The organism is Halomonas sp. HG01, from assembly GCF_000968715.2.
Classification (GTDB): Bacteria; Pseudomonadota; Gammaproteobacteria; order Pseudomonadales; family Halomonadaceae; genus Halomonas; species Halomonas halophila.
In genome coordinates this window covers 151,760-175,801 of the sequence record NZ_CP022134.1, presented here as the reverse complement: position 1 = coordinate 175,801, position 24,042 = coordinate 151,760, and the positions used below count along the sequence as shown (strand labels likewise).

The window sequence follows — 24,042 nt, the reverse complement described above, 5'->3', positions numbered from 1 at the left end:
CGCCTCTCGCCGACTATCGACGACGTCCCCCTACCCCGCTACACCAGATCCCGTGGAATCGTCTCGTCCCAGGTGCGGGCGAAGATGCGTGTCTCGCCTTCCCAGGCGTCCAGGGTGGCGCGCAGGCGGAAGTTGTCCGGGTCGCTGGTCATCAGCGTGCGGGTCAGGGTGCGCACCTCCCAGTCGCCGCGCTGGAAGGTGCGTTCCCATTCGGTCCAGCCGCTGACGCTGTCGTAGCTGCCGTAGGAATAGCGGTAGCGCTCGGTGACCCGGCCGGCGATCTCCAGGTCGATGGCGTCGAGCCGGTAGCGGCCCTCGTCGTTGATCACCTCGAGGGTGGTCTGGTCGTTGGCCAGATCACGGATCACCCGCCAGCTCTCCTGGGTGGGCTGGATCAGGGTCTTGGCAATCGCCGGCGCGCCCTCCGGTTCGAGGAAGGCCGGCAGCGCCGCCTCCTCCTCGGGCTGCGGCGCGCGCACCGGCAGCACCAGGCGGCTGCGCCCGGGGCACAGCGTCAGGGTGACCGGCCGCGGCGCCGGCCAGGCCAGCGGCCAGTAGCTGGTGGACAGCGACAGGCGGATCGCGTGGCCGGCCGGGAACTGCTGGGCGATATGCTTGAGCGAGACCGTCACCCGGTAGCGCCGGCCGAGCTCCAGCGGCTCGGGATGTTCGTCGCTGTCGCGATGGGTCAGGTTCAAGAGGCCATAGGACACCCGAGTGGCCTTGTCGTCCTCGGCGACGTCGATCAGCCGCAGCGCCACCATGGCCACCGGCCGGTCGGCTTCGAGCTCCAGTTCGACCGTGGGCTGGCCGCAGATCTCGATCGCCTCCTCCAGCCGCGGCGTCTGGAACACCAGGCAGCCGCCATCCTCGTCGCGCTGGTCGTGGGGCAGGTCCGGCGGCGCGTTGTAGGAGCACCACTTGCCGGCGTAGAGCCCCACCGACAGCGACGAGCGCAGCGTCATCACCTCGTCGTCCTCCGCCGCATCCGGCGCCTCGGGCAGCAGGTCGTGGCCCACGCTCAGACGGAACGACGTCGGCACGATGCGCGGCGACGGCCAGCTCGGCTCGGCCACCCAGCGCCCCGGTCGCTCGGCGTAGCGCGCCGAGGGCGGCACCGACTCCTGCATCCACACCCGCATCATCGGCTCGTCCATGATCCCGGTGTCACGGCCCTTGAGCCACTGGTCCCACCAGCGCAGCGATTCCTGCAAAAAGCCGATGGCCGGCCCCGGCACGCCGAGGTGCGGATACTTGTGCGACCAGGGGCCGACCAGCCCCTTGCGCGGCACCTCGAGCCCCGCCAGCAGGCGGAAGACGGCGTTGCAGTAGCCGTCGGCCCAGCCGCTGATGGCATACACCGGGCAGCGGATGGCGGCGAAGTCCTCGCACACCGAGCCGTGTTTCCAGTAGTCGTCGCGGCGCTGGTGCTCGAGCCACTGGGCCAGCCACAGGCCGCTGCCGTCGAGGCGCTCGAGCCACATCTCGCGCCAGCGATCGCCGACCAGCGCCGGATCCGGCGGGCAGGCGTTGCCGTCGAACATGGTCGAGGCCCAGGACAGGTTGTCGCCCAGCAGGCAGCCGCCCATGTGGTGGATGTCGTCGGCGTAGCGGTCGTCGGTGGAACACAGGGTGATCACCGCCTTGAGCGCCGGCGGCTGCAGGGCGGCGATCTGCAGGCCGTTGAAGCCGCCCCAGGAGATGCCGATCATGCCGACCTCGCCGCTGCACCAGGGCTGGGCGACCAGCCACTCGATGATCGCCACGCCGTCGGCCAGCTCCTCGGGCAGGTACTCGTCGGTGAGCACGCCGTCGGACTCGCCGGTGCCGCGGATGTCGACCCTCACCCCGGCATAGCCGTGGCCGGCCCAGTAGGGATGGCTCTGGACATCGCGGGCGGCGGTGAGGTCGCGCTTGCGATAGGGCAGATACTCGAGGATCGCCGGCACCGGATGGTCCTCGGCGTCCACCGGCCGCCAGATGCGGGCCGCCAGGCGCGTGCCGTCGGCCATGGGAATCCAGGTTTCCTCCTCCTGGACCCTGCGGGGAAAGTCCTCGACGATGCGCATCCTGCTGCCCTCCTTCTTCAGCCAACGATCTCATCGAACTCGAACACCAACCGCGCCGCCAGGCGCTCGTAGTGCTCCAGCAGCTGCTCGGCGCCGTCGGCGCCCATCCAGACATGCGCCAGCGCGAAGCTGTAGCTGTCCTGCTCCGGCAGCGTCGACAGCCGCTGGCCGGGCGCCACCTGCAGGTGGATCACCGTGCCCGGAAAATCCGCCTCCAGGGCGGCGATCTCTTCGTCGCTCGGCACCCTGACGGCCACGGCATCGACGAAGAACACCCGATAGAAGAACTTGGCCGCCACCGCGAACTCGCCCCGGCGATGGGGCATGCCGGGCCGCCGGCCCAGCGCCAGGTCGATGGCGACCTGCTGGTGACTGGCACCGTCGACCTTCTCGAACAGGTCGCAGTGCGACTGCGACAGCCGGGTGTTGATCTCGAGCAGCCAGATGCGGTCCTGCACCTCGTCCCAGAAGAACTCGATGTTGAACGCCGAGTTGTCGAAGCCGATGTGGCGCATCACCCGCTCGCTGAGCTCGCGCATGGTGGCCTGGACGGGATCGGGCAGCCCGGACGGATAGCGGTAGTGGAAGAAGCTCAGCACCTGGGGATAGCGCAGCGAGTCGACGATGCCGTAGCTGACCACCTCGCCCTCGAAGACGTAGCCCTCCACGGTGCACTGCCAGCCGCCGATGATCGCCTCGGCCATGCAGAAGTGGCCCTCCACGGCGGCGATCTCGTCCGGCAGCCGGGCCTGCTCGAGCACGGTGTTGAAGGGGTCGGCAATCAGGCCGATCTCGGCCCGGAGGCGCTCGATGGCATGCTGGAAGTCTTCCGGGGTATCGATGCGAAAGCCCAGCCGCGAGCCGGAGGACTTGATCGGCTTGACGAAGAACGGGAAGTGAAGCCCCGCCTCGCCGATGTGCGTCAGGGCCTCGTCGTCGAAGGGGTCGAAGGCGGTGAAGGCCGGGATGTGCTCCGCAATGACCTCCTGCTGCACCCGCCGGCTCCAGTACTTGTGCTCGCACTTGAGCAGGCTCGAAAGCGTCGGCGAGCGGGTGCCGAAGCGCTCGCAGAGGATCGGCAGCATGGTCGAGACCGGGAAGTCCATGTAGCCGACGATGGCATCCACCGTGCCGTCGAAGGCCTCCAGCTGGGCGGTGGACTCCTCGAGCATGGCGGCGATGTCGAAGACCTCGGTGTCGTAGACCGCCTCGGGGGCGATGACGCCGTGGAAGCGGCAGTCCTCCGCCCCCTTCAGGCTCTCGAGCCGCTGACGGTTGAAGTCGTCCAGCCCCACCACGAAGACATTGCGTACTGCGGTGTTCATGATCGCTCCCTGCCGCCCGTCGGCGGCGCCACGGGCCGATCCCGGGCGCCGTCACGGCGACGCGAACATTACTCCTGCAGCATAGTCCAGCCGGCGACGCCTCAGCCGCCCCGAGCGCTCGCCTCGATGGCCTTGAGGGCGTCCTGCAGCTCCTGGAACAGCGCCTGGGTGTGGCCGACCACCTCGCCGATGTCCTTGGCCGAGCCCGTGGCCTGCTCGGCCAGGGCGCGCACCTCCTCGGCCACCACCGAGAAGCCGCGTCCCGCCTCGCCGGCCCGCGCCGCCTCGATGGAGGCGTTGAGCGACAGCAGATGCGTGCGCATGGCGATCGCCTCGATGTCCTCGGCGAACTGGGTGACCCGCTGGTTGGCCTTGGCGAACTCCTCGGTGCGCTCGACCATGTTGGCGCGATGGGTGACGTCCTCGGCCACGTCGCGCAGGAAGGCGGTGTAGACCAGGCGCTCGTCGATGCGGATGCGCGCCAGCGACAGGCTGGCCCAGGTCGAATCGCCGTCCTTGCGCACCACCTCGACCTCGCGGGTCCTGCCGACGATGCGGTCCTCGCCGGTATCGCGATTGCGCTGCACGTAGGCGTCGTGATTTCCCTGGATGGCGTGGGGCACCAGCATCTTGACGTTCTCGCCCAGCACCTCGCGGCGCTCATAGCCCCACAGCCGCTCGGCGGCGGCGTTGAAGAAGGTCACCCGATTCTGCTCGTCGATGGTCACCACGGCATTGACGGCCTGCTCCAGGGTGCTTTCCATCAGGGTGCGGAACTCGCGCTCCTCGGTGATATCGCGCACGAAGGCGGTGTAGCACTGGCGTCCGTCGACCACGAAGCGCGACAGCGCCAGATTGACCCAGCGCGTCTCGCCGTCGAAGCGCTCCAGCTGGACGTCGCGGCTGGTGCCGACGATGCGGTCGTCGCCGTGGCGGCGGTGACGATCGACGAAACCGTCGTGCTGGCCGCGGATCGCCCCGGGCACCAGGCGATTGACGTTCTCGCCCAGCACCTGCTCGCGGCGACAGCCCCACAGCCGCTCGGCGGCGGCGTTGAAGAAGGTCACCCGGTTCTGGTCGTCGATGCTGACCACCGCGTCCAGGCACTGCTCAAGCGCCTGATGGGCGCCCTGATCCGACGGGCGCTCCTCGCCGAGTTCGCGCACCACGGCGGCATAGCCCTCGCCGTCGCCCAGGGCGACGCGGGACAGCGCGATGCCCACCCGCCGCCGGCTGCCGTCGGGGCGCTCCAGCATCACTTCGCGATGCCGCCCCACCTGGACGTCCTGGCCGCTGGCGCGGCTGACGTGCAGATGGTCCTGATGCTCGTCGCGCAGCAGCTCCGGCACCAGCCGGTCCACCGGCTGGCCGAGCACCGCCTTGCGGGACAGCCCCCAGAGCCGCTCCGCCGCGGCATTGAATCGGACCACCCGATCGGCGACATCGATCACCACCATGCCGTCCACCGCGGATTCCATGACCGACTCGGCGAGCCCTTCGGGCGCCGCGCGATCCAGCACCGGTGCCCCTGCCGATGCCTCTTCGCTCCCACGCTGCCACCACTTGCGGTAGTTCAACTGCATGAGTTCCCCCTGCCTTTTTTTTGATGCTTTTTTATGACGATTGACGGAAATCACTCTCCGCCGATCGCATGACACTATTTGCCACCCTAGTCTGACTTCGGCGATTCGGTCGTTGAATTGAGACAATGGCGCGTCACGGCGCCCACGCTCGGGGCCATCGCGCGGCCCCGGCGGGACATCAGAGAGAGAAAAGACAGGAAGGAATGCGTCGAAAGAACTGGCGCCGCCGGGATCAGCGCTTGTCTGACCCGGCGGAATCGCCCGGCTCACCGGCTTCGCCCGACTCGCCGGATTCCCGAGCCAGGCGCTCCACGGCGCCGCCGCCCTCGCGGGTCAGCCCCTCCAGCCGCTCGATCTGCTCGCCCAGCCGCGGCAGCGCCTCGCGGCGATAGCTCGCCAGGTCGTCGACCGCCGCCATGACGTCGGCGAAGGCGCCCTCGAGTGCCTTCATGTCGAGGTTGGCGGAGGCGGCGCGGGTCTGGATGTCCACGCCCTGCTGACGCAGCGCCCGGGCGGTGCCGGCGATGGTCTCGCTGGTGGTGGCGTTGAGCGACTCGACGCGGTCGAGCACCAGCCGCTGGTTGGCCAGCGCCAGCGCCACGGTGGCCGCCACGCTCAGCGCCGACACCGTGACGTTGACCGCCCGGTCGACGCCGCGCATCAGCTCGCGGTTGTTGCGGATGATCACCTCCAGTGCCAGCACGCCCTGCTGGCACACCGCCTGCTGCTGCTGGAGGTCGAGTATGCGCTGGCGCAGCGGGAACAGCAGCTCTTCCTCGACGAAGGCGCGGCGGTCGTCGTCGACGATCCCGTCGCGGGCCGCCATCAGGCGCTCGTCGATCAGCCGCCCCAGCGACACCTGGCGCTCGAGCTGGTCGAGGGTCGCGCGCATGGCCTCCTGGTCGTCGGACAGCGTCAGGTTGTCCCGCTCCAGCATGTCGCGGCCGCCCTGGAGATCGGCGATGATCGCCTCCAGCGCCTGCTGGGCGGTCTCGAAGCGGTGGAAGTAGCGCTGCAGCCGGCTGCTGGCGCCCGGCAGCAGGCGACGCACCCGGTCGAAGCGACCGGGCTCGAGGCGATGATGGCGAGGATCCAGATCGTCCATGCGGCCGCGCAGCGCCACCAGTGCCTTGGCGACGGGCCCGCCCTCCTCACCGTGGCGGGCCAGCTGGCGCAGCGGCGTCTTGAGCATCTCGCTCTGGCGCGCGGCCTGCTGCTGGAGTTCGAGGCCCATCTCGTCCACCGCCCGACGCTGCCGGGTGGCGGCGCCCTCGGCCTCGTCGCCCAGGGTCTCGGTCACGAAGGCCTCGGCCATGGCCTCGAGCTGCGGGTCCGCCGCGGCGCGTCCGGCCTCGTCCGCGGCCGGCCGCTCCAGCTCCTCGGCAATGCGTTCCACGGGCGGCAGCGACAGCGGGCTGCCCTCGGGCTGAGACGCGTCGGTCATGGTGGACTCTCCTTGATGTTGCCAGGGGGCGCGCCGGCGGCCCGGCGCGCCGGGTCAGGTCTCGCGGCCGTAGCGTCCGGCGCCGTCGATGAAGCGGCGCAGCTCCTCGCAGGCCTGGTCGGCGCCGACCCTGGCCCGCGGGCGGCCGGTGACGATGCGGGACAGCGCCACGCTGGTGTCGTCCAGCGCGGTCAGCGCCGCCTCGTTGCGCGCCGCCAGCCGGCGCAGCGATTTCTCGGTGTCCTCGATCAGCGCCAGCCGGCGGCGCAGGGCGTCGGTCTCGTTGGCCGACAGACTGCCGGCCTCATGGCCGAGGCGGCGGCGGATGAAGTCGATGTCGAGGCCGGCCACGCCCCGGGCCTGGGAGGCCATGGCGGTGAAGTTGTCCACCGCGCCCATGCACACCTCGACCACCAACGAACGGGCCCGCTCGTGGGCCAGCTCGCCGGCCGTGAAGCGCGAGGCCATGACCTCCAGCACGTTGCCGTAGCGGCTATAGAGGCGATCGACCTGGGCGGCGTGATCGGCACGGTCGACCTCCAGCAGCGCCTGCTTGGCCCGGCACAGCGCCTGCACCACCTCGTCGGCCTCCGACGGCGGGTGGTCGGGGTCGAGCTCGCTGACGCCGGCCTCGCGGGTCGACTCGTGACGGCGGCGGGTGGCCTCGGCGCGCAGCATCTCCTCGAGCCGGCGCTTGTGGCGCCGCGCCCGGAAGCGTCGCCAGCGACGCTCCAGCGGCAGCTCCACGGCGATGCCGACCAGCCCCGCCAGCCAGCCGCCGAGGCTGGGGTCGAAGCCGCCCCACAGCGAGGTCAGCCACATCAGCAGGCTGAGGAAGGGCACCAGGAAGGCGTAGCGCACCACCACCTGCCAGCGGGTGGGGTGCTCGCTGGCCAGCGCCAGCCGCGGGCTGGCCAGCCCGGCCAGGCACCAGGGCAGGCAGGTCAGAAACAGGCCGTAGGCGGCTCCCTGAAGGAATCCCAGCATGGCGTCGTCGTGGCCTCCCGTCGGCCGGTCTCGATGGTGACGGTCTCATGATGAGGCCAGCACGGCCATCCCGCCACCCCGACCGACGACACGCACCAATAATGTGCGGCTGATGACGACCGATTCACTCTCAAGGTGCGGCGAGGGCCGGCTCGCGCGTCGGCTCGGCCTGCGGGGCCGCATCGCGCCGATACTCGATCACGCCATACCAGCCCAGGCCCTCGTAGGTCTCGTAGCCCGGCGTCTCGGCGAAGGCAACCAGGCGCCGCTCGTCGCGGTCGAAGCCGCGCTCGCGGCCCTCGGGCGACAGCGGGAAGGTCTCGCCCAGGGCCGCCTCGCCGAGGGAGTCGGCGATGATGCCGTGGCGGGCGTCGACCAGCATCACCCGGCAGCGCTCGCGCTCCTCCTCGGACAGACCCACGCCCTGCACCACGTCGCGGGACTGGGGCGCCCAGTCGAAGAAGATGCCCAGCACGCCGGTCACCGCGCCGTCCTCGCGGCCGCCCTCGCGAATCGCGGTGGCGTAGGTGGCCACTGCGGCGTCTTCCAGAGAGGGATTGCGCTCGATATCGGCGACGATGAAGTCGTCCCCGGAGGCGGTGCGCAGCGCCCGCTGGAACCAGTCGTCGCTCGAGACGTCGGCGCCGATGGCTTCGGGATAACGGTCGGGACGGCCGGTGGCGATCACCCGGCCGTCCCGGTCGGCGACCCACAGGTCCAGATAGACGGTGTAGGAGCGCAGGATGGTGGCCAGCCGGTCACTGGCGTGGGCCTGGCGCGCCGCGTCGTAGGGCGCCGAGGCCGCCTCCACCACGGCGCTGTCGGTGGCCCACCAGCGCACGTCGCAGGAGCGCTCGAAGAGGTTGCGGTCGATGATCTCCACCGCGTTCAGGGCCAGATCGGTGAGGCGCTGGCCGCGGAAGTCGTCGACCATGGACGTGCCCGCCTCTTGCAGCTCGGCGGTCTGGCGGGCGACCTCGTCGCGAAAGCTGCGGGCGATGCGCTGGATGTCGCTGGACACCTCGCCCATCTGTTCGGCGACCACGCCGAAGGCGGCGCCCGCCGACCCGGCGCGGGCTGCCTCGATGCGGGCGTTGAGGGCCAGGATCTCGGTCTGGCGGGTGATGCTCTCGATCCGTCCGATCTTCTCGCGGGTCACGTCGGACATGCCGTAGGCCAGGTCGAGGATACGATTCTCTTGCACGAGCAGACTCCTTGTTATCGTATGGGGCGGTGCCCTGCGTCAGGTTTCGTCATTCGCTAATTCAGAGAACGCGATGCAAGAAGCGGGCCCGCGCCGTGATATGCTCGCTGCGCCGAGGAACATGATCTGCCGTCAGGACCCGCCCCACGTGATCTCCGCCGACTCCCTCGCCACCGCCGCCAGCCAGGCCTGGCACCAGCGCCTGGCCCAACTGATCCGCAGCGCCGGTCATGCCGGCCTGCCGACCCTGCTGGAGCAGACGCTGCACGAGCTGGTCGGGTTCGACACCATCCTGATCAACACCTACAAGGGGCGTCACCGGCCGCTGCTGATCCACGACAACTATCCGCCGGATCGGCGGCAGCAGGGCATCGAGCGCTACCTGAGCCAGGCCTACCTGCTCGATCCCTTCTTCCAGGCCGTCCACGACGGGCTCGACCACGGCGCCTGCCGGCTGCGCGAGCTGGCGCCGGACCGCTTCGAGGCGAGCGACTACTACCACCACTACTATCGCGCCCTGGGGCTATCCGACGAGATCGGGCTGTTCGCCCGGGTCGACGCCGACGTGGTGATGGTGGTGTCGCTGGGCTTCCGCGGCGACGGCCCTCGGGTGACGCGGCGCGCCATGCTGGCGCTTCGCCATATCGCTCCGGTGGTGGCCGCCCTGCTCGGCGAATACTGGAAGTGGCAGGGGCACGGCTTCCAGGCCCGACTGGAGGAGCGCGAGCCGGTGGAGGCGGCCTTCGACAGCTTCGGCCAGGAGGCCCTGACCCAGCGCGAACGGGAGATCGTGAGACTGCTGCTGGCGGGGCACTCCACCAAGTCGGCGGCCCGCGAGCTCGACATCAGCGACGGCACCGTCAAGGTCCACCGCAAGCACATCTACCAGCGCCTGGACGTCTCCAGCCAGTCGCAACTTTTCCGGCTGTTCCTCGACCACGTGGCGCTGGTCTCGCGCCAGCAGGGCGGCTGACGCGAAAAGGCCGGCCGCGGCGAACCGCGGCCGGCAAGTCGAGGGTTCCCCTCCCCCATCAGTGCTCCAGGCTCCGCCCCTCAGGGCGCCAGCGTCATCCACACGCTCTTGAGATCGGAGTACTCTTCCAGCGAGTGATGCGACTTGTCGCGCCCGTTGCCCGACTGCTTGACCCCGCCGAAGGGCACCGTCTGGTCCATGTCCGCCCAGTTGTTGACGAACACCTGGCCCGAGCGCAGCCGGCGCGTGACGCGCATGATGCGATCGATGTCCTGGCTCCACAGCCCGGCCGCCAGGCCGTAGTCGCTGTCGTTGGCCAGCCGTACCGCCTCGTCCTCGTCATCGAAGCCGAACACCGCCAGCACCGGGCCGAAGATCTCCTCGCGGCCGATGGCCATGGTCTCGGTGACGCCGTCGAACACCGTCGGCGGGATAAACAGCCCGGGACCGTCCAGCGACTGACCACCTGAACGCAGGGTCGCGCCCTCCGCCACGCCGCGGCGGATATAGTCGAGCACCCGCTCGTACTGGGCCTGGTCGACCATCGCGCCCATGAAGCTGTCCGGGTCCAGCGGGTCGCCGGGCTGCATGCGCTCGGCGGCGGCCAGCACCTTGTCGACGAAGGCCTCGCGGATCGAGTTCTCGACCAGCAGCCGCGAGCCGGCGATGCACACCTCGCCCTGGTTGTGGAAGATCGCCCCGGCGGCGTGCTCGGCGACCCTGTCGAGATCCTTGCAGTCGGCGAACACCAGGTTCGGGCTCTTGCCGCCGCACTCCAGGAACACCTTCTTGAGATTGGACTGGCCGGCGTACTGCATCAGCTGCTTGCCGACCCCGGTGGAGCCGGTGAAGGCCAGGCAGTCGACGTCCATCGACAGCGCCAGGGCCTTGCCCACGGTATGGCCGAAGCCCGGCAGCACCTGGAACACGCCGCGCGGCAGGCCGGCCTCGCGGGCCAGGTTGGCCAGGCGCAGCGCCGACAGCGGCGACTTCTCCGAGGGCTTGAGGATGACGCTGTTGCCGGCGGCCAGCGCCGGGCCGATCTTCCAGGCGGTCATCATCAGCGGGAAGTTCCACGGCACGATGGAGGCTACCACCCCCAGCGGCTCGCGCAGCACCAGGCCCAGCGAGTCGTTGCCGGTGGGCGCGACCTCGCCGTAGAGCTTGTCGATCGACTCGGCATGATGGCGCAGGCAGCCGATGGCGCCGGCCATGTCGCCCAGCGAACTCGTCACCGGCTTGCCCATGTCCAGGGTGTCGAGCAGCGCCAGCTCGTGCTTGTTAGCCTCCATCAGCTCGGCCAGGCGAAGCAGCACGGCCTTGCGGCCGGCCGGGGAGCGCCGCGACCACGCGCCGCCGTCGAAGGCGCGTCGGGCCACCGATACCGCCGCCTCGGCGTCGGCGGCGTCACAGCTCGCCACCTCGGCCAGCCGCTCGCCGGTGGCCGGATTGGTGGTGGTCAGGGTCGCGCCGTCGGCGGCGTCGACGAAGGTGTCGTCGACGTAGGCGCGGGTCTCGAAGCCTTGCTCGACCAGCGAGGCGGCCAGTGCCTGCCAGTCGTCGCGGGTCTGGGGAATGCGGCGATGTTCGGTCATAGGGGGCTCCCGTGATCAGGCCGGACGGTTGGCGCGGGCGACCATGGCGTCGCACAGTACCTGGGCGCCCAGGCTGCAGTGCTCCGGGGTGGCGTACTCGGCCTCGTTGTGGCTGATGCCGTCGCGGCAGGGGATGAAGATCATCGAGGTGGGGGCGACGCGGGACACGTAGACGGCGTCGTGTCCGGCGCCGCTCATCATGCGCCGCCAGGGCACCACCTGGGCCCGGGTCGCGGCTTCCACCGCGGCGATGCACTCGGGGGCGAACGCCACCACCGGCGAGGCCCAGATCCGCTGCTGGGAGACGGCCACGCCGAAGGTCTCGCCGGCGGCGGCCAGCTCGCGCTCGAACAGCGCCTGGAGGGCGTCCAGCTCGGCTTCCACCACGTGGCGCAGGTCGACGGTGAGGCGCACCTCGCCGGGGATGACGTTGCGCGAGGCCGCCTCGATGTCCAGGCAGCCGCAGGTGACCTTGGTGTCGCCGCTGGCGTCGGCCAGGGCGTGGGCCTGCAGGCGGTCGATCAGCCGCGCTGCCGCCGCCAGGGCGTCGTGGCGCAGCCGCATCGGGGTGGGGCCGGCATGGGCCGACTGGCCGGCGAAGGTGACGTCGAACCAGCGCATGCCCTGCACGCCGGTGACCACGCCGACGGATTCCCCGGCGTCCTCGAGCACCGGGCCCTGCTCGATGTGCAGCTCGAAGAAGCCGTCCAGCCGCGGCTCGCCCGCCGGCAGGTCGCCGGCGAAGCCACAGGCCTCCAGGGCCTCGCCGAGGGTCACGCCATCGGCGTCGCGGCGGCTCAGGGTGTCCTCGACGGAAAATTCGCCGGCATAGGTGCCGGAGGCGACCATCGCCGGGGCGAAGCGGCTGCCCTCCTCGTTGGTCCACACCACCAGCTCGAGGGGGCGCTCGGTGACGATGCCCTGGTCGTGCAGGGTCCGGAACACCTCGAGCCCGGCCAGCACGCCGAGGATGCCGTCGAAGCGGCCGCCCTTGGGCTGGGTGTCCAGGTGGCTGCCGGTGGCCACCGGCTCGAGGTCATCGCGCTTGCCGGCGCGGCGAATGAACAGGTTGCCGACCCGGTCGACCCGCCAGGTGCAGCCGATCGCCTCGCACCAGTCGAGCAGCAGGCGGCGGCCGGCGGCGTCCTCGGGGGTCAGCGCCAGGCGGCAGCTGCCGCCGTTGGCGGTGGGGCCGATCTCGGCCATGGCCATCAGCGTGTCCCACAGCCGCTGGCCGTCGATGGAAATCGTCATGGTGCGCCTCTCCGGTCGTTGTTCGTCATGGCAGCGACCTTACGAGGGCAACGCGAGTCCCCGATATACCCCAATCAGGATATGTTGACGACAGCGCCCGGGGCGGGAGCGGATTCCCGGTCGGCCGCCGGCCCGCCTCGGCCGGTGTGCCGGCTTCCCTCGTTCGGGGTATATTGACGGCGTGGTATCCCGCCCTACCTTGTTCGGCGGGCTGCACTCGCACCGTCCCCAGATGCCACCTCCGGAGGACCCTGCACCATGACCACCATGCCGGCCGCCTCCCGACAATACGATTGCCACAGCAGCACCGACTGGTTCGCCCTGAGCGCGCAGCACGACGCCTTCCGACTGCGCTGGGACCAGCCCGCGGGGCGTGGCTGGGAGGCCTGCTATCGCCTGGCCCCCGGGCTCTGGCTGCGCACCCTCGACCTGGAGCAGGCCTCGGGCTGCCTGCCCGCCTGGATCCCCGGCGGCCACCTGACCCTGGCCGGCATGCTGGACGGCGCCACCGCCCTGGAGACCCCGGAGGGGGAGGCCTTCGAGCTGGGAGACGGTCGCTTGCTGTGCAGCCATCGGCGCCAGGGCACGGCCTTTCTGGACCGTTGCCCGGAGCCGGGGCGCTACCTGATGGTGTTGCTGATCCTCGACCCCGAACGCCTGCGCCGGCCTCCCTTCGGCCTCACCGCCAGCGATGTCGCCCACTTCGCGCCGGGAATCGACGGCAATCGCCGCCTGCCCCTGGATGCCGCGTTGCATCGCTGCCTGAGGGACATGGCCGCGCCGCCGGTGGAACCACGCCGCCTGCCGCTCTACCTGCAGGCCAAGATCAGCGAATTCCTCTGCCTGCTGCTGAGCGCCCCCGCGCAGGCCTCCCCGGCCCCGGGGGGCGAACCCAGGGATCGCGAGGCCCTGGAGGCGGCGCGCCGCCGACTGCTCGTCGACCTGGCCCGGCCGCCGCACCTCGCCGAGCTGAGTCGCGCCATCGGCATGAGCGAGAGCAAGCTCAAGCAGCGCTTCCGGGAGTACCACGGCCAGTCGCTCTCCGACTGCCTGCGCCAGGCGCGCCTGCGCGAGGCCGAGCGACTGCTGGGCGACGAGCGCCTGCCCATCGCCCGGGTCGCCGAGGCCCTGGGCTACGAGCATCCGGCCAACTTCACCACCGCCTTCAAGCGCGAGCTCGGCCTGACCCCGCGGGACTATCGCAAGCACCAGCGCCAGCGGCTCGCCCACTGATCCCGCCACGGCGAAGCTCCGTCTCGTCGCAATAGTTTTCCGGCTCGCCGCAAAACATCGCCACCCCCGGCCCTGATAGCTTGTGGATGTCGCCATCCATAATCACAACCAAGGGCCATCCATGACTCCCGACTCCCGTGCTCCGGCCGTCCGCGGCCCCTTTCCTCGACGCCTCGATCCCGACGGCTATCTCGCCACCTTCCTGGTCTCCCTGGCCGGTTTCGGCGGCCTGGTGGTGCTGGCGGTACTGCCCCTGCTGGTCTCTCGCCTGGTGGTGGAACTCGACCATGGCGAGGCTCAGGCCGGGATGGTGGTCTCCGCCAACCTCTTCGGCAACGCCCTGGGCATGCTCGGCGTCGCCGGGCTGCTGCGCCGCACCGGCCTCAAGGCCCTGGCGGCGGGTGGCGCCGGCCTGATCCTGGCCTGCGAACTGGCCTCCCTGACCGTCACCGCCCTGGCGCCGCTGGTGTCGGTGCGCCTGGTCTCCGGGCTCGGCGGTGGCCTGCTGGCCGGCGCCGCCTATGCCTGGGCCGCCCGGCGCCACCACCCCGAGCGCGGCTACGCCATGCTGCTGTTGCTGCAGTTTCTCGGTGCCGGCCTGCTGCTGTTCCTGCTCGAGGCCCCGGTGGCCCGCTTCGGCCTGTCCGCCCTCTACCTGACCTTCGCCGGCTGCGCCCTCCTGGCGCTGCTGTGCATCCCCGCCATGGGCCGCACGGCCCCCGACGCCGCCGCGCCCCTGGGCAGTGCCCGCCGCGGCACCAGCGCCATCTGGCGGGACTGGCGGCTGTGGGGCCTGCTGCTGGCCATCGCCCTGTTCGAGGTCGCCAACGCCGGCGCCTGGGCCTTCCTCCAGGCCTTCGGCCAGGCGCTGGCGCTGCCCGAGGCGCAGATCCATGGCGTCACCGTGATCGCCGGCGGTATCGGCGGCGTCGGCGCCCTGGCGGTGATGCGGCTTGGCGAGCGCCGGGGACGCACTCGCCCCCTCGCCGCGGGGCTGCTGCTGTCGCTGGCCGCCACCGCCGCCCTGCTGCTGGACCGGGGCCTCGCGCCCTACGCCGCGGCGGTGATGGTACTGAGCATCTGCTGGGCCTTCACCCTGCCCTACCTCCAGGGCGCCCTGGCGCAGCTGGATCGCCACGGCGAGCTCACCGCCATTGGCTGCTTCGTGATGATGTGCAGCCTGTCCCTGGGGCCCTGGCTGGTCGGCCTGGGCATCGATGCCGGCGGCAGCCCCCTGGGCCTGCTGCTGATCCTGGGCTGCTTCGTCGCCTGCCTGGCCACCGCCTTGCCGGTGACCCGACTCACCGATGCCTCCGCCACCCCCACCGAGGAGATCACCCCATGAACCTGGACCTTTGTTACCTGAGCGCCCGGGAGTGCCTGAATCGCTTCCGCCGCGGCAGCCTCTCCCCCGTGGAACTGCTGGATGCGCTGATCGAGCGCGCCGAAACCATGGAACCGCGCATCAACGCCTTCTCCTTCACCTACTACGAGGAGGCCCGCGAGCAGGCGAAACGGGCCGAGCGCGCCTGGCGCGACGGCACCGCCCGCCCCCTGGAAGGCATCCCAGTGGCGGTCAAGGACGAGCCGATGATCGAGGGGCGCCCCACCACCAACGGCTCCCTGCTGCTGGAAGGTCATGTGGCCGACTACACCGACCCCCTGCCACAGCGGCTGCAGGAGGCCGGCGCCATCATCCATGCCCGTACCACCACCCCGGAATTCTCCATGTCGCTGGCCACCTGGTCGACGCTGTGGGGCGTGACCCGCAACCCCTGGAATCCCGACTGCACCCCCGGCGGCTCCTCCGGCGGCGCGGCGGCGGCCCTGGCCGCCGGCACCACCATCCTGGCCAGCGGCAGCGATATCGCCGGCTCGATCCGCATCCCCGCTTCTCTCACCGGGAACGTCGGCTTCAAGGCGCCCTGGGGCCGGGTCCCCGAGATGTACCCCTGGAACCGCGAGCCCTTCGCCCAGAGCGGCGGCCTGGCGCGCTCGGTCGGCGACATGATCCTGATGCAGAACGTGATCGCCGGCCCCCACCCCTACGACCTCTGTTCGCTGCCCGCCTACACCTTGCCCGAGCGGCAGGCCCCCATCGCCGGCCTGCGCATCGCCCTGTGCCCCGACCTGGGCTATTTCGCCGTGGACCCGGAGGTGCGCCAGGCCCTGGAGGGCGCCGCCGAGGCGCTGCGCGACCTGGGCGCCGAGGTGGAGGTCGTCGACCTCGACTGGCCCAGCGAGGCCGGCCGGGTGATCATGCAGCACCTGATGTTCCAGGCCGGCAGCGTCTTCCACGAGCAACTGGGCGAGGACATTCCCATGGACAAGCTCACCTCCTATGCCCGCGAGATCGTCGAGGGTCGGGGCGGGGTCGGTTTCGACGACGAGAAGGCCGGCTGGCGAATCGCCGATGCCATGCTTCGCGAGCTGCAGGACAAGGTCTTCCAGGCCGGCTTCGACGCCCTGATCTGCCCCACCATGGCCACCACCCGGATCCCCGCCGACTACGACCAGACCCGCGATGTCCTGACAGTGGACGACCGGCCGATCGACGGCATTACCGGCCTGTGCCTGACCTACCCCTTCAATATCCTCAACCGCTTCCCGGTGCTCTCGGTACCGGTGGGGGTCGGCGCCAACGGCGTGCCCATCGGCATGCAGATCGTCGCGCCGTCCTACGACGACGCCACCGCCTTCCGCATCGCCGGTGACCTGGAAGGCGTGCTGCCGACGCCCGTCGCCGCCGGCCGACGGCCGAACCTGCCGTGACCCCAGGGCGCCGACCATCGGCGCCCCCTCCCCGGTACCGCCCCCCCCCGTGCCCATAGGCACGGGGCCGGTCTCGTTGGGCGCTCCTGGCCTCGACATCCGCCAGGCCTCCGTCGCCATATACCCCAATCAGGATATGTCGCCTCCTCCCCGAGGCTGGCTAGGCTGGCGCCTACTCAGAGGAGGTATTGCCATGACCACAACAAGCACCCGTCAGTCGACCGACCGCCCCGTCCTCGATGCCGAGACCCTGTGGCAGAAGGACAAGGATCACTTCATCCACCCCTTCACCGACTTCAGCACCTTCCACCAGGAAGGCTGCGACCTGATCACCGATAGTGACGGTATCTATGTAGAAGACGCACACGGAAATTGCTTTATCGACGGCATCGCCGGGCTGTGGTGCGTCAACGTCGGGCACGGCCGCGCCGAGATCGGCCAGGCCATGGCCGACCAGGCCACCCGCATGGCCTACTTCTCGACCTTCAACAACCTGTCCAACGCCCCGGCCGCCGAGCTCTCCGCCAAGCTGGCCGAGCTGGCCCCCGCGCACCTCAACCACGTCTTCTACAGCTGCGGCGGCTCGACGGCCAACGACGCCACCATGCGCCTGGTGCACTACTACTTCAATCGCCTGGGCAAGCCGAACAAGAAGCGCATCATCTCGCGCAACAATGCCTACCACGGCACCACCTATCTGGCCGCCACCCTGACCGGCATCGAGAGCAACAACTGGGACTTCGACACCCTCGACCACCTGGTCACCCATCTCAGCGAGGCCAATTGCTATCGTCGCCCCGAGGGCATGAGCGAGGCCGAGTACTGCGATCACCTGGTGAAGGAGTTCGAGGAGACCGTCGCCGAGATCGGCGCCGACAACATCGCCGCCTTTATCGCCGAACCGATCATGGGGGCAGGCGGCGTGCTGGTGGCCCCCGAGGGCTACCACAAGCGCATGCAGGCGGTGTGCCGCGCCAACGAGATCCTGTTCATCGCCGACGAGGTGGTCACCGGCTTCGGCCGCCTGGGGCACTTCTTCGCCTCCGAGGCGGTGTTCGAGACCCGGCCGGACATCATCAACTGCGCCAAGGGGCTGTCTTCCGGCTACGCGCCGTTGGGCGCCACCCTGATCTCCGACGAGCTCTACGAGGTATTGGGCACCCCGCAGGGCAAGGGCGGCGTGCTGAGCACCGGCTTCACCTACTCCGGTCATCCGGTGAGCTGTGCGGCGGCGCTGAAGAGCATCGAGATCATCGAGCGCGAGGCAATCTGCGAGAATGTCCGCGAGGTGGGCCCCTATCTCGAGCAGCGGCTCAAGACCCTTTCGCACCATGAAACGGTCGGGGATGTCCGGGGGAGCCACTTCATGATGTGTCTCGAGAACGTGGCCGACAAGGACACCAAGGAGCTGCTGCCGGTTGAGGCCCGGGTCGGCGACCGCATCGCCTTCGAGGCCCAGCAGCGTGGCCTGATCATCCGCCCGGTGGGCCACCTGAACGTGATCTCGCCGACGCTGATCTGGAGCCGCGAGACCGTCGACACCGCGGTGGCGATCCTCGACGAGGCGCTGACGGCGGCCACGGAGTCCCTCAAGGCCGACGGCTACCTGTAACTGCCAGCGCGGCGCCCACTCGGGCGCCGCGCGCCCATGACGACGCAAGACAACGACAATAGAGACTTTCCCCATGGATACTTATGGCGCCTGGAGCCTGATCCCCACCCTGGTGGTGCTGGGCATGGCTCTGATCACCCGACGCACCATCGAGTCCCTGCTGGCCGGCACCGTGGTCGGCCTACTGATGATCGACCCGACCACCGTGGTCACCCAGGGCTCCGACATCCTGCTCGGGGTGCTGGGCAACGACACCGTGACCTGGATCATCCTGGTCTGCGGCCTGTTCGGCAGCCTGATCGCCCTGCTGGTCAAGACCGGCGGCGTGCTGAGCTTCGGCGACGTGATGACCCGGCGAATCCACCGCAAGAATCACAGCCTGCTGACCACCTGGTTCCTGGGGCTGATCATCTTCGTCGACGACTACCTGAATGCGCTGACCATCAGCGCCTCGATGAAGAAGATCACCGACCGCTTCGGCATATCCCGGGAGAAGCTGGCCTATATCGTCGACTCTACGGCGGCGCCGGTGTGCATTCTGGTGCCCTTCTCCACCTGGGCGGTGTTCTTCGCCGGCCTGCTGGAGGAGAACAACGTGACCGGCAACGGCATGGGCCTGTACATCGAGGCCATCCCCTATATGTTCTATGCCTGGATCGCGGCCGCCATCGTGCCGCTGGTGGCGCTCGGCTGGATGCCCGACATCGGCCCGATGAAGACCGCCGAAGCCCGCGCCGCCGGCGGCCAGCCGATGCCCGAGGGTGTCGACGACGCCGCCCTGGAGGTGGACGAGGACAAGCCGCGCCCGCATCTGCTCAACTTCCTGCTGCCCATCGCCACCCTGATCTTCTTCACCTGGTACTTCGAGATCGACATCCTGCGCGGCGTCATCGTGTCGCTGGCCGTGCTGCTGGTGCTGATCGGCGCCCAGCGCCTGCTGAGCTTCCACGAGACCTTCGACACCGCCCTGGACGGGTTCAAGGCGATGATCATGCCGCTCGGCACCCTGGTGGCCGGCTTCACCCTCAAGGAGGTCAACGACGTCCTGGGGCTGACCGACTTCGTGATCACCACCGTCGAACCGCTGATGACCCCCGGCATGCTGCCGGCGGTGGTCTTCGTCACCATGGCCTTCCTGGCGTTCGCTACCGGCTCCTTCTGGGGGCTGTTCGCCGTGGCCATGCCCATCGTGCTGCCGCTGGCAGGAAGCGTCGACGCCAGCATGCCGCTGGTGGTGGGCGCCCTGATCTCGGCCAGCGCCTTCGGCAGCCACGCCTGCTTCTACGGCGACTCCACCGTGCTCTCCGCCCAGGGTAGTGGCTGCACGCCGATGGCCCATGCCCTGACCCAGCTTCCCTACGTGCTGATTGCCGCCACCATCGCCACCGGTGTATTCCTGGTGGTCGGTCACCTGTGAGACCCGACATGACGATGACATCAACCCAAGGCGCCCGGTCGGGCGCCGCTCCTCAGAGCCCGGCCGCCCGGGGCTTCGCCATGCCCGCGGAGTTCGCCCCCCATGATGCCTGCTGGATGCTCTGGCCCCAGCGCCCCGACACCTGGCGCTATGGCGCCAAACCGGCCCAGCAGGCCTTCGTCGAGGTGGCCACCGCCATCGCCGAGAGCGAGACGGTGTTCGTCGGCGTCAACGACGAGCAGTACGAGAATGCCCGCATCCAGCTGCCGGAACACGTGCGGGTAGTCGAGATCTCCAGCAACGATGCCTGGATGCGCGATGTGGGCCCGACCTTCCTCACCCACCCCGACGGCCGGATGGCGATGGTCGACTGGGAATTCAACGCCTGGGGCGGCCTGAAGGGCGGGCTCTACTTCCCCTGGGACAAGGATCGCCGCATCCGCACCAAGATCGCCGAGATGCTCGGTATCGAACGCTTCGTGGCGCCCGTGGTGCTGGAAGGCGGAGCCATCCACGTGGACGGCGAAGGCACCCTGCTGACCACCGAGGAGTGCCTGCTCAACGAGAACCGCAATCCGGACCTGTCCAGGGCCGAGATGGAACGCATCCTGTGCGATACCCTCGGCGTGGAGAAGGTGATCTGGCTGCCTCGCGGCTGCCACCTCGACGAGACAGACGGCCACGTCGACAACCTGGCCTGCTTCGTGGCCCCCGGCGAAGTGGCCCTGACCTGGACCGACGACGAGTCCGACCCCCAGCACGCCATCTCCCGGGAGGCGCTGGCGGTGCTGGAAAGCGCCACCGACGCCCGCGGGCGCCCCCTGACGGTACACCGACTGCCCCAGCCCGGCCCGTTGCACATTGCCGAGGACGAGGCCAGCGGCATCGACCGCCTCAGCCACTCGCACCCGCGGCGCCCCGGCGATCGCATGGCCGGCTCCTACGTCAACTTCTACATCGGCAACTCGGTGGTGGTGATGCCGCTGCTCGACCCGGCGCATGACGACGAGGCGCGCGCCATCGTTCAGCGCCTGTTTCCGACCCGGCGGGTGATCGGTGTGCCGGCCCGGGAGATTCTGCTCGGCGGCGGCAATATCCACTGCATCACCCAGCAGCAGCCCCGCCCCTGACCCCGCCCCTGCCCCCGTCCTGACGGGGGCAGGCTCACAGCACCAGGCTGACGATCAGCGCCGCCCCACCCACCAGCAGGGCGGTGACCACGGCCAGGATGACCAGCCGATCCAGCCAGCGATCGAGGAGCGTCCAGTCGAGGCGGTGTGAGCGGCGATGCGGAGTGGCCCCGCGTCGTCGCGACGGGGAGCCCGGGGACCTGGGCGACATGAGCAAGCTTCCTTGTGCATCCTGTCTTCTGAGCTTAAGGGGGGCGCCGTAACGAAGCCAGCGGGCGCGTCCATTCGACCACGGCCATTGAGTCGCGCCGCGGTCGTCCCCATATAACATTGAGCAAGCTAATGACTGGAGCCCTCATGCCCCGCCTCAACGAGATTCCGCTCTCGGTGCTCGACCTCGCCCCGATCCGCCAGGGCGGTAGCGCCGCCGAGACCTTCGACGACAGCGTGGCCCTGGCCCGGCTGGCCGAGCGCCGCGGCTTCGAGCGCTTCTGGCTGGCCGAGCACCACAGCATCGACGGCATCGCCAGCGCCGCCACCTCGGTGCTGATCGGCCACGTCGCCGGCCAGACCTCGCGCATCCGCGTCGGCAGCGGCGGCATCATGCTGCCCAACCACCCACCGCTGGTGATCGCCGAGCAGTTCGGCACCCTGGAAACGCTCTATCCCGGGCGCATCGACCTGGGCCTGGGCCGCGCCCCGGGCGCCGACGCCGCGACCATGGCCGCCCTGCGCCGCGACGCCTTCGCCGGCGTCGACGACTTCCCCCAGCGCCTCGAGGAACTCAAGGGCTATCTCGACGACGAGCGCCCCGGCCAACGGGTACGCGCGGTGCCCGGCCAGGGCACCCGGGTGCCGCTGTGGCTGCTGGGCTCCAGCGACTACAGCGCACGGCTGGCCGGCCGCGAGGGCCTGCCCTTCGCCTTCGCCGCCCAGTTCGCCCCGGCCCGCCTGCACGAGGCGCTCAGGGTCTATCGCGACAACTTCCAGCCCTCGGCGCTGCTCGATGCACCCTACGCCATGGTCGGCCTGCCGGTGATCGCCGCCGACAGCGACCTGCAGGCCGAGTACCTGGCCAGCACCGCGCGTCAGAAGTTCCTCGGCCTGGTGCGCGGCCAGCGCATCCTGGCCCAGCCGCCGACGGAGCACCTGGACTGGTCGCCGCTGGAGCAGTCCCAGGTCGAGCAGTTCCTGGGCGCGGCGGTGATCGGCGGCCCGGACACCGTGCGCGAGGGCCTCGAGGCCTTCCTCGAGGCCACCGGCGCCGACGAGCTGATGCTGCACACCGACGTCTACAGCCTCGAGGATCGGCTTCGCAGCTACGAGATCGTCGCCGACCTGTGGCAGGCCGATACCTGAGGCGCCCCGACTGCAACGATTCTCCACTCGCGATGTCGATGGTGCGACGATGTCGAGATCGTGGGCCTCGATGGCGGCGACCGCGAGCTCGAACTCACACTCGATCACGACCTCAAGGTCACGGGAGCGGAAGATGACGGATAGACGCCAAGGGCAAGACCACAACGCCGCCTGGATGGCGGCCCGGCAGTGGCGGGAACGGGCGCGCCAGGCACGCCCGACCGGGGCCATGAGCGGCCCCCGGCTGGTGCTCACCTGGCTGCTGTTCGGCGCCATGATGATCGTCGGCACCCTGCTCGGCCTGGTGCTCCTGCTGGTCGGCTGGCTGATGCTGCCGTTCCTGCGCCACCGCATGAAGAAGCGCATGGAGCAGATGCGCGCCGAGCAGGCCGAGGACGTCGGCGGCGGCGCCCATCGCGAGGCCCCGTCACGGGAGCGCGAGGCGCGCCAGGGCCGCAGCGTCCGGCATGACACCCTGGAAGGCGATTACGTGGTCAAGGACGACGAGCGCTAGGGCTCCGGCGACGATTCAGCAACGCCTTGGGTGTCTAGTCGCGACGGCGCGCGTCGCCGATCTCCTCACCATCCCGGCGAGCCAGCTCGCCGCGCAGCGCGCCCACCTCCTCGCGCAGGGCGCGCACCTCGCCGTGCAGGTCACGGATCAGGTCGCGATTGGCCCGGTGCAGGCGTGACTGCTCGCTCTCCTGGTCATCGACGAACAGCGAGCCGACGTAAGCCGCGAAACTGCCGAACAGCCCCACGCCGGCGACCATCAGCGCCACCGCCACCATCCGCCCCAGGGTGGTGACCGGGAAGAAGTCCCCGTAGCCCACCGTGGTCACGGTCACGAAGGCCCACCACAGCGCCTCCTCGGCGGTGTCGATGGTACTTTCGGGATTGGGCCCCTCGACCAGCAGGATGGTCACCGAGCCGAAAGCCACCAGCAGCAGGGTCGCGGTGGCAGCCGAGACGAAGATGCCCTCGGCACGATTGCGGAACAGCAGCCGCCAGATCATGTGCAGCGACTTGATCGCCCGCAGCAGACGGATCACCTGCACCACCCGCACCAGACGGCCGGCGAACAGCAGCCCGGCCGGAATGCTCGCCACCAGATCGATCCAGCCCCAGCGCATGAAGCGCCACTTGTCCGTCGCGGCCCGGAAGCGCACGCAGAAGTCGGCGAAGAAGAACAGACAGGCCACCAGGTCGAGATAGTGCAGCAGCCGCGAGACCTCGGGCCGCAGGTCGAAGAGCACGTCCACGGCCAGGGCGCCGAGCACGTAGAAGGACAGGATCAGGATCAGCAGCTGAAAGGGCGTAAGACGATCGTTCATGGCGGGTCGGTCAGCGTCCGTGGCACGAGCCTTCGCACCTTACGCCCCCGACGCCCGCTTGTCGCCCCGCACGCCCGCTCCCTCGCCCCACAGGCCGATCAGCGTCTACCCGCTGCTCGGCCGGCGCTTCGGCCTCGACGACATCGCCGCCGCCACCCTGATGGTCAGCACCCTGACCTCCTTCGTGACCATCAGTCTGATGCTGTGGCTGATCCGCCACGTGGCTTTCCTCGGCACGAGCTGAGCCCTCGCCGACGCTCGGTCAGACGGCCCCCATCACCGCATCCAGGGCGGCATGATAGCCCTGACTGCCGAGGCCGGCGATCACGCCGTCGGCACGCAGCGAGACGTAGGAGTGGTGGCGGAAACTTTCCCGCTTGTGCACGTTCGAGAGGTGCACCTCGATCACTCGCCCCTCGAAGGCGTTGAGGGCATCGAGGATGGCCACCGAGGTGTGAGTATAAGCGGCGGGATTGATGATGATCGCCGCGGTGCCGTCGAGCCGTGCGGCATGGATGGCATCGATCAGTTCGCCCTCGTGATTGCTCTGCCGGCAGGCGATCTCCCAGCCCTCGCCCTCGGCCCGGCGGCGCATGGCATCGTCGATGTCGGCGAGGGTCTCGCGACCGTAGATCTCGGGCTGACGGGTGCCCAGCAGGTTGAGGTTGGGGCCGTGCAGGACCAGAACCTTGTGCATCGTGATGGCTTCCTTGTGGTCACGTTCTTGAACATTGAATGGCGGACAACCGCG

Annotated in this window: 21 protein-coding genes; 10 read left to right on the top strand and 11 right to left on the bottom strand. The window is 69.7% G+C overall.

Annotation, left to right across the window (positions count from 1 at the left end; genetic code table 11):
• Positions 1-38: 38 nt before the first annotated feature.
• The 6 genes from UN84_RS00785 to UN84_RS00760 all read right to left on the bottom strand — a co-directional run bounded on the left by UN84_RS00785 (position 39) and on the right by UN84_RS00760 (position 8,612).
• The gene (locus UN84_RS00785) at positions 39-2,069 is read right to left on the bottom strand and encodes a CocE/NonD family hydrolase (RefSeq protein ID WP_046079581.1); all 2,031 of its coding nucleotides are present in this window, start codon (positions 2,067-2,069) and stop codon (positions 39-41) included.
• Positions 2,070-2,086: 17 nt separating this feature from the next.
• Positions 2,087-3,394, bottom strand: coding sequence for an ATP-grasp domain-containing protein (locus tag UN84_RS00780; protein WP_046079582.1), 1,308 nt, complete (start codon positions 3,392-3,394; stop codon positions 2,087-2,089).
• 101 nt (positions 3,395-3,495) lie between these two features.
• Positions 3,496-4,977, bottom strand: a complete 1,482-nt coding sequence (locus UN84_RS00775; protein ID WP_173834939.1) for a PAS domain S-box protein — start codon at positions 4,975-4,977, stop codon at positions 3,496-3,498.
• 232 nt (positions 4,978-5,209) lie between these two features.
• Positions 5,210-6,421, bottom strand: coding sequence for a toxic anion resistance protein (locus UN84_RS00770; RefSeq protein ID WP_046079583.1), 1,212 nt, complete (start codon positions 6,419-6,421; stop codon positions 5,210-5,212).
• 54 nt (positions 6,422-6,475) lie between these two features.
• Positions 6,476-7,408 (bottom strand): cobyrinic acid a,c-diamide synthase, encoded by a 933-nt coding sequence (locus UN84_RS00765; RefSeq protein WP_173834938.1) that lies wholly within the window; start codon positions 7,406-7,408, stop codon positions 6,476-6,478.
• Positions 7,409-7,538: 130 nt separating this feature from the next.
• A complete protein-coding gene (locus tag UN84_RS00760; RefSeq protein WP_272899147.1) occupies positions 7,539-8,612 on the bottom strand; it encodes a methyl-accepting chemotaxis protein in 1,074 nt (357 codons plus the stop codon).
• A 121-nt stretch (positions 8,613-8,733) separates the two neighbouring features.
• Between UN84_RS00760 and UN84_RS00755 the strand changes: the two genes are divergently transcribed.
• Complete coding sequence (locus UN84_RS00755; RefSeq protein ID WP_046079584.1) at positions 8,734-9,585, top strand: helix-turn-helix transcriptional regulator; 852 nt, start codon at positions 8,734-8,736, stop codon at positions 9,583-9,585.
• Positions 9,586-9,665: 80 nt separating this feature from the next.
• Here UN84_RS00755 and UN84_RS00750 read toward each other — a convergent pair whose 3' ends face one another.
• Together UN84_RS00750 and UN84_RS00745 are read right to left on the bottom strand one after the other, a co-directional pair.
• Entirely contained in the window at positions 9,666-11,180 is a 1,515-nt protein-coding gene (locus UN84_RS00750) for an aldehyde dehydrogenase (RefSeq protein WP_173834937.1), read from the bottom strand.
• Between the two features lie 15 nt (positions 11,181-11,195).
• On the bottom strand, positions 11,196-12,434 hold the full coding sequence (locus tag UN84_RS00745; protein ID WP_046079793.1) for a M20 family metallo-hydrolase: 1,239 nt from the start codon (positions 12,432-12,434) through the stop codon (positions 11,196-11,198).
• A gap of 258 nt (positions 12,435-12,692) precedes the next feature.
• Here UN84_RS00745 and UN84_RS00740 point away from each other — a divergent pair, with 258 nt between their 5' ends.
• The 6 genes from UN84_RS00740 (at position 12,693) to aguA (ending at position 20,598) form a co-directional block, all read left to right on the top strand.
• Positions 12,693-13,667 (top strand): helix-turn-helix domain-containing protein, encoded by a 975-nt coding sequence (locus UN84_RS00740; protein ID WP_052719381.1) that lies wholly within the window; start codon positions 12,693-12,695, stop codon positions 13,665-13,667.
• Between the two features lie 121 nt (positions 13,668-13,788).
• Positions 13,789-15,012, top strand: a complete 1,224-nt coding sequence (locus UN84_RS00735) for an MFS transporter (protein ID WP_046079794.1) — start codon at positions 13,789-13,791, stop codon at positions 15,010-15,012.
• Entirely contained in the window at positions 15,009-16,439 is a 1,431-nt protein-coding gene (locus UN84_RS00730) for an amidase (RefSeq protein ID WP_046079795.1), read from the top strand. Before UN84_RS00735 ends, UN84_RS00730 begins: the two co-directional genes overlap by 4 nt.
• A gap of 193 nt (positions 16,440-16,632) precedes the next feature.
• Positions 16,633-18,051, top strand: coding sequence for an aminotransferase (locus UN84_RS00725; RefSeq protein WP_046078088.1), 1,419 nt, complete (start codon positions 16,633-16,635; stop codon positions 18,049-18,051).
• Positions 18,052-18,124: 73 nt separating this feature from the next.
• Positions 18,125-19,468, top strand: a complete 1,344-nt coding sequence (locus UN84_RS00720) for a Na+/H+ antiporter NhaC family protein (RefSeq protein ID WP_046078089.1) — start codon at positions 18,125-18,127, stop codon at positions 19,466-19,468.
• A 14-nt stretch (positions 19,469-19,482) separates the two neighbouring features.
• Entirely contained in the window at positions 19,483-20,598 is a 1,116-nt protein-coding gene (aguA, locus tag UN84_RS00715) for an agmatine deiminase (RefSeq protein WP_046078135.1), read from the top strand.
• 34 nt (positions 20,599-20,632) lie between these two features.
• On the opposite strand, the gene UN84_RS00710 is transcribed toward aguA, so the two are convergent.
• Positions 20,633-20,809, bottom strand: coding sequence for a hypothetical protein (locus UN84_RS00710; protein WP_173834936.1), 177 nt, complete (start codon positions 20,807-20,809; stop codon positions 20,633-20,635).
• Positions 20,810-20,955: 146 nt separating this feature from the next.
• Between UN84_RS00710 and UN84_RS00705 the strand changes: the two genes are divergently transcribed.
• Together UN84_RS00705 and UN84_RS00700 are read left to right on the top strand one after the other, a co-directional pair.
• Positions 20,956-21,957 (top strand): LLM class flavin-dependent oxidoreductase, encoded by a 1,002-nt coding sequence (locus tag UN84_RS00705; protein WP_046078090.1) that lies wholly within the window; start codon positions 20,956-20,958, stop codon positions 21,955-21,957.
• A 133-nt stretch (positions 21,958-22,090) separates the two neighbouring features.
• Positions 22,091-22,471 (top strand): hypothetical protein, encoded by a 381-nt coding sequence (locus UN84_RS00700; RefSeq protein WP_046078091.1) that lies wholly within the window; start codon positions 22,091-22,093, stop codon positions 22,469-22,471.
• 34 nt (positions 22,472-22,505) lie between these two features.
• On the opposite strand, the gene UN84_RS00695 is transcribed toward UN84_RS00700, so the two are convergent.
• On the bottom strand, positions 22,506-23,291 hold the full coding sequence (locus UN84_RS00695; RefSeq protein WP_035599373.1) for an ion transporter: 786 nt from the start codon (positions 23,289-23,291) through the stop codon (positions 22,506-22,508).
• A gap of 19 nt (positions 23,292-23,310) precedes the next feature.
• Between UN84_RS00695 and UN84_RS00690 the strand changes: the two genes are divergently transcribed.
• The gene (locus tag UN84_RS00690) at positions 23,311-23,535 is read left to right on the top strand and encodes a hypothetical protein (protein WP_152662827.1); all 225 of its coding nucleotides are present in this window, start codon (positions 23,311-23,313) and stop codon (positions 23,533-23,535) included.
• A gap of 18 nt (positions 23,536-23,553) precedes the next feature.
• On the opposite strand, the gene aroQ is transcribed toward UN84_RS00690, so the two are convergent.
• Complete coding sequence (aroQ, locus tag UN84_RS00685) at positions 23,554-23,988, bottom strand: type II 3-dehydroquinate dehydratase (RefSeq protein ID WP_173834935.1); 435 nt, start codon at positions 23,986-23,988, stop codon at positions 23,554-23,556.
• Between the last annotated feature and the right edge of the window lie 54 nt (positions 23,989-24,042).